Raw genomic sequence first — 3,659 nt, forward strand, 5'->3', positions numbered from 1 at the left:
CAAAAGCGTAACGTCCAAATTTAGTCATTTAAATCAGTAAACTAGTCCGTCTCTTTGGTGGAGCCAGGGAGGATCGAACTCCCGACCTCTTGAATGCCATTCAAGCGCTCTCCCATCTGAGCTATGACCCCACCGGAGAGACCCCGCGCCGTCGCCGTCGCGATGCCGGGTGTTTAGGGCAGCTCACCGGAGGGCGCAAGGGGAATTTCCGCCCCTGCGGCCCCGGCGAATACCTTAAACTTCCTCTTCGTCGCCCGGCACATCGGCCAGGTCGTCGAGCGAGACATTGTCGTCAGCATCGTCTTCCAGAAGATCGTCGTCCATCTCGGCATCGTCGGCGACAGCGCCGTCGAGGAGCGCGTCTTCGGTCTCCAGATCCTCGACCAGAACGTCGTCGTCCTTTTCGGGCACAGCGCGCGAAATGACCGAGGCGGCCATCTTGCGGCGGACGGATTCGATGTCCACGACCTCGCCCGTGTAGGGGCTCACGATCGGGGTGCGGTTCAGGTCGTAGAAGCGTTTGCCGGTGGTCGGGCAGATACGCTTCGTGCCCCATTCTGCTTTGGGCATGGTCATCCCTTTGAGTGGTGGGTAACGGGAAAATGGTCGCTTGCCACAGGTGCAGGCGACTGTCAAAGCCTTTCGTGCGACCGGGGAAGTGGCTATCGTCCGGTCAGGTTTCAAGGGGTTTTCATGCCGGTTCTGCCAGGGCCTCCGCCGGTCGAGGTGCATCTGAAGCGGTCCGCCCGCGCGCGGCGATTCTCTCTGCGAGTGTCGCGGCTGGACGGGAAGGTGACGCTGTCCATGCCATTAAGGGCACGTGAGGGCGAGGCGCTGGCGTTCCTCCGGGGTCACGAGGGCTGGCTGCGGCAGACGTTGCAAGGCATGCCGGACTCTGCCGTCCGCCCGGTTGGTCTTGGCTCGGTCATCCCGGTGGAGGGGCGGGAGGTTCTGCTTGCCCCGGGAACAGGCCGCGGCATCCGGGCCGACGAGGGCCGCCTCCTTGTCCCGGGCGATCCCGAGACCGTGGGCGCCCGTGTTGCGGCCTGGCTTGAGGTTCTGGCTCGCGACCGGCTGGCAAGGGCCTCCACCCACTACGCGGGGCTTGTCGGGCGCCGGTACGTCACCCTGGCGCTCCGCGACACGCGGTCGCGCTGGGGGTCCTGCTCGCCGGATGGGCGGCTTATGTATTCCTGGCGGCTGATCATGGCGCCGCCGCCGGTCCTCGACTATGTCGCGGCGCATGAGGTGGCGCATCTGGTGGAGCTCAACCACTCGCCGGCCTATTGGGCGGTCGTCTCCCGCATCTGCCCGGACTGGCAGGTCCAGCGGGCGTGGCTCCATGCGAACGGCCAGGTGCTGCATCGCTTGCGCTTTCAGGATTGACCCGCGCGGGGCCGGGGTGTTTCCCTGCGACGATCATGCTGACCCCCCGACCGACCGACCCCAATGCCTCGGCGCATGAAAGGCTTTACCGCTCGCTCCGCCAGCAGGTGATGCATGGCGAGCTGGACCCCGGCCAGCCCCTGACGCTGCGGGGGCTGGGGAAGAGCTACGGCGTTTCGATGACCCCGGCGCGGGAGGCGGTGCGGCGGCTGGTGGCCGAGGGGGCGCTGACGCTGTCGTCCTCGGGCCGGATTTCGACGCCGGAGCTGACCCCGGAGCGGATCGAGGAGCTTGCGGCGATCCGGGCGCTGCTGGAGCCCGAGATGGCCGCCCGTGCCCTTCCCCGCGCCCACTTTGCGCTGATCGAAAGGCTGGCGGCCATCAACGTCTCGAACGGGGAAGCGGCTGTTAAGGGGGATGCGGTGGGGTATGTCCGGACGAACCTGGAGTTCCACCGGACGCTCTACCTTCGGGCCCAGACCCCGGCGATGCTGGCGATGTGTGAGACGGTCTGGCTGCAGCTGGGGCCGACCATGCGGGCGGTCTATGCGAGGGTGAAACGGAGGGAGCCGCCGCAGCATCACCGGATGATCCTGGCGGCCCTGAAGGCGGGGGACGAGCCGGGCCTAAGGCTGGCGATCCGGACCGATGTGACCCAGGGGCTGCGGCATCTGGCGGGGTAGCGTAACGCTGAGTTACGCTTGAAGGCCACAAGGAAATCAAGGGGTTGTTGGGTGGGCGTTAACAGGTTGGTAAGTTTTAGAAGCGCGTCTTTGATCTGGTTGAGGGGCTTAGGCTACTGGAGTGGTTGTGCCTTGCTGTTGCCAGCAGAGCGGCTTGAGCGAGAATCGACCTTAGCATTTCAGCAAGTACAGATTTACTGTGTGGACAGGTCGGCTTGGCGAGAAAAAGATGGAAGAAGTGGAGTTGCCAGAGACTTGGGAAGCGGTGGAAGGCGCCGATTGCTTCGCCGAGCTACGCCAAAGCTGGGAGCGCGAGCTTTTGCGCGAGATCGGGCCAATGCACTGCCTGTATGGACAAAAGGTGCTGCTTATCGGACGTAGAAGCGGGTCGGATGATGCGATCTTTCGGCTCGCAGATGGTCGAGTAGCCGAGGTTCATCTAACTTGGACCGGTCGCCAAGAAACGCATGCTATCTGGCCGGCTGCGGCCATATTTTCTTCGTTGGCCGAGTGGATTGAGGCGAGACAGACGTAGAGGCGCATAGTGCATTCGCGCACAGACGTCCCCCGCATTTACGCCTTGGCGGCTGCTCTGCTTGGACCCATCTTCTGTGCCAAGCAAGCTTCAGGAGACAACCATGTCCATACGCCCCGTCATCGAGACCCGTCGTGCCCAGCCGCATATCGAGGGCGCGGGCGTCCATCTGCACCGAGCCTTCGGTTTCCAGGACCCGACTGAGGCCGATCCGTTCCTTCTCTTCGATGATTTCCGGGGGGATCATCCGCGCGATTACCTGGCCGGTTTCCCCTGGCATCCGCATCGGGGGATCGAGACGATCACTTATGTGCTGGCGGGGACGGTCGAGCATGGGGACTCGCTGGGCAACCGGGGAGTCCTCGGGCCGGGGTCGTTGCAGCTGATGACGGCGGGGCGGGGCATTCTGCATCAGGAGATGCCGAAAGGCGACGATCAGGGCCGGATGCATGGCTTTCAGCTTTGGGGAAACCTGCCGCGGGCGCTGAAGATGACGGTGCCGCGCTATCAGGACATGCCCGCCGAGGCGCTGCCGGAGCGGCATGAGGATGACGGCACCTTGATCCGGGTGGTGATCGGCGACTGGCGCGGGGTGAAAAGCCCGGTCGAAGGGATCGCGGCGGACCCGCAGTACCTGGATATCCATGTGCCTGCGGGCAAGCGGAAGGCCTTCAAGATCGACACCCGCCGCCGGGCCTTTGCCTATGTGTTCGAGGGCTCGGCCAGTTTCCGCGATGCGGCGCGGCCCGAGGGCGTGCTGCTGGAGAAGGAAGTGATGGGCCAGGAGGTCAACATCCGCGACCTTTCCGGCAACCGAACGCTGGTGCGGTTCGGTCCGGGCGACGAGGTGACCGTGACCGCCGGGCCGGAGGGGGTGCGGTTCCTGCTCATCTCGGGTGCGCCGATCGAAGAGCCTGTGGCCTGGGCCGGGCCGATCGTGATGAACTCGGAAGCCGAGCTGCGCCAGGCGTTTGCCGAGCTGCGGAACGGGACGTTCATTCGTCCGGGGCATTGAGGGGCCGCCCGGGCGTCAGGCGTCGGAGGGGGGGGGGGGG

Annotated in this window: 5 protein-coding genes and 1 tRNA gene; 4 read left to right on the forward strand and 2 right to left on the reverse strand. The window is 65.0% G+C overall.

Annotation, left to right across the window (positions count from 1 at the left end; translation table 11 throughout):
- Positions 1-55: 55 nt before the first annotated feature.
- Together ACRCSW_RS03215 and ACRCSW_RS03220 are read right to left on the reverse strand one after the other, a co-directional pair.
- A tRNA-Ala gene (locus ACRCSW_RS03215) sits at positions 56-131 on the reverse strand.
- Positions 132-234: 103 nt separating this feature from the next.
- Positions 235-570 carry a TIGR02300 family protein gene (locus ACRCSW_RS03220; protein ID WP_438702543.1) on the reverse strand — a complete coding sequence of 112 codons (336 nt, stop codon included), beginning with the start codon at positions 568-570 and terminating at the stop codon, positions 235-237.
- A 123-nt stretch (positions 571-693) separates the two neighbouring features.
- Here ACRCSW_RS03220 and ACRCSW_RS03225 point away from each other — a divergent pair, with 123 nt between their 5' ends.
- The 4 genes from ACRCSW_RS03225 to ACRCSW_RS03240 all read left to right on the forward strand — a co-directional run bounded on the left by ACRCSW_RS03225 (position 694) and on the right by ACRCSW_RS03240 (position 3,619).
- Positions 694-1,386 carry a M48 family metallopeptidase gene (locus ACRCSW_RS03225; RefSeq protein WP_438702544.1) on the forward strand — a complete coding sequence of 231 codons (693 nt, stop codon included), beginning with the start codon at positions 694-696 and terminating at the stop codon, positions 1,384-1,386.
- Positions 1,387-1,421: 35 nt separating this feature from the next.
- Complete coding sequence (locus ACRCSW_RS03230) at positions 1,422-2,069, forward strand: GntR family transcriptional regulator (protein ID WP_438702545.1); 648 nt, start codon at positions 1,422-1,424, stop codon at positions 2,067-2,069.
- Between the two features lie 229 nt (positions 2,070-2,298).
- Positions 2,299-2,604 (forward strand): hypothetical protein, encoded by a 306-nt coding sequence (locus ACRCSW_RS03235; RefSeq protein WP_438702546.1) that lies wholly within the window; start codon positions 2,299-2,301, stop codon positions 2,602-2,604.
- 103 nt (positions 2,605-2,707) lie between these two features.
- Complete coding sequence (locus ACRCSW_RS03240) at positions 2,708-3,619, forward strand: pirin family protein (RefSeq protein WP_438702547.1); 912 nt, start codon at positions 2,708-2,710, stop codon at positions 3,617-3,619.
- Positions 3,620-3,659 lie beyond the last annotated feature (40 nt).

This window comes from Tabrizicola sp. (assembly GCF_051645465.1).
Classification (GTDB): domain Bacteria; phylum Pseudomonadota; class Alphaproteobacteria; order Rhodobacterales; family Rhodobacteraceae; genus Tabrizicola.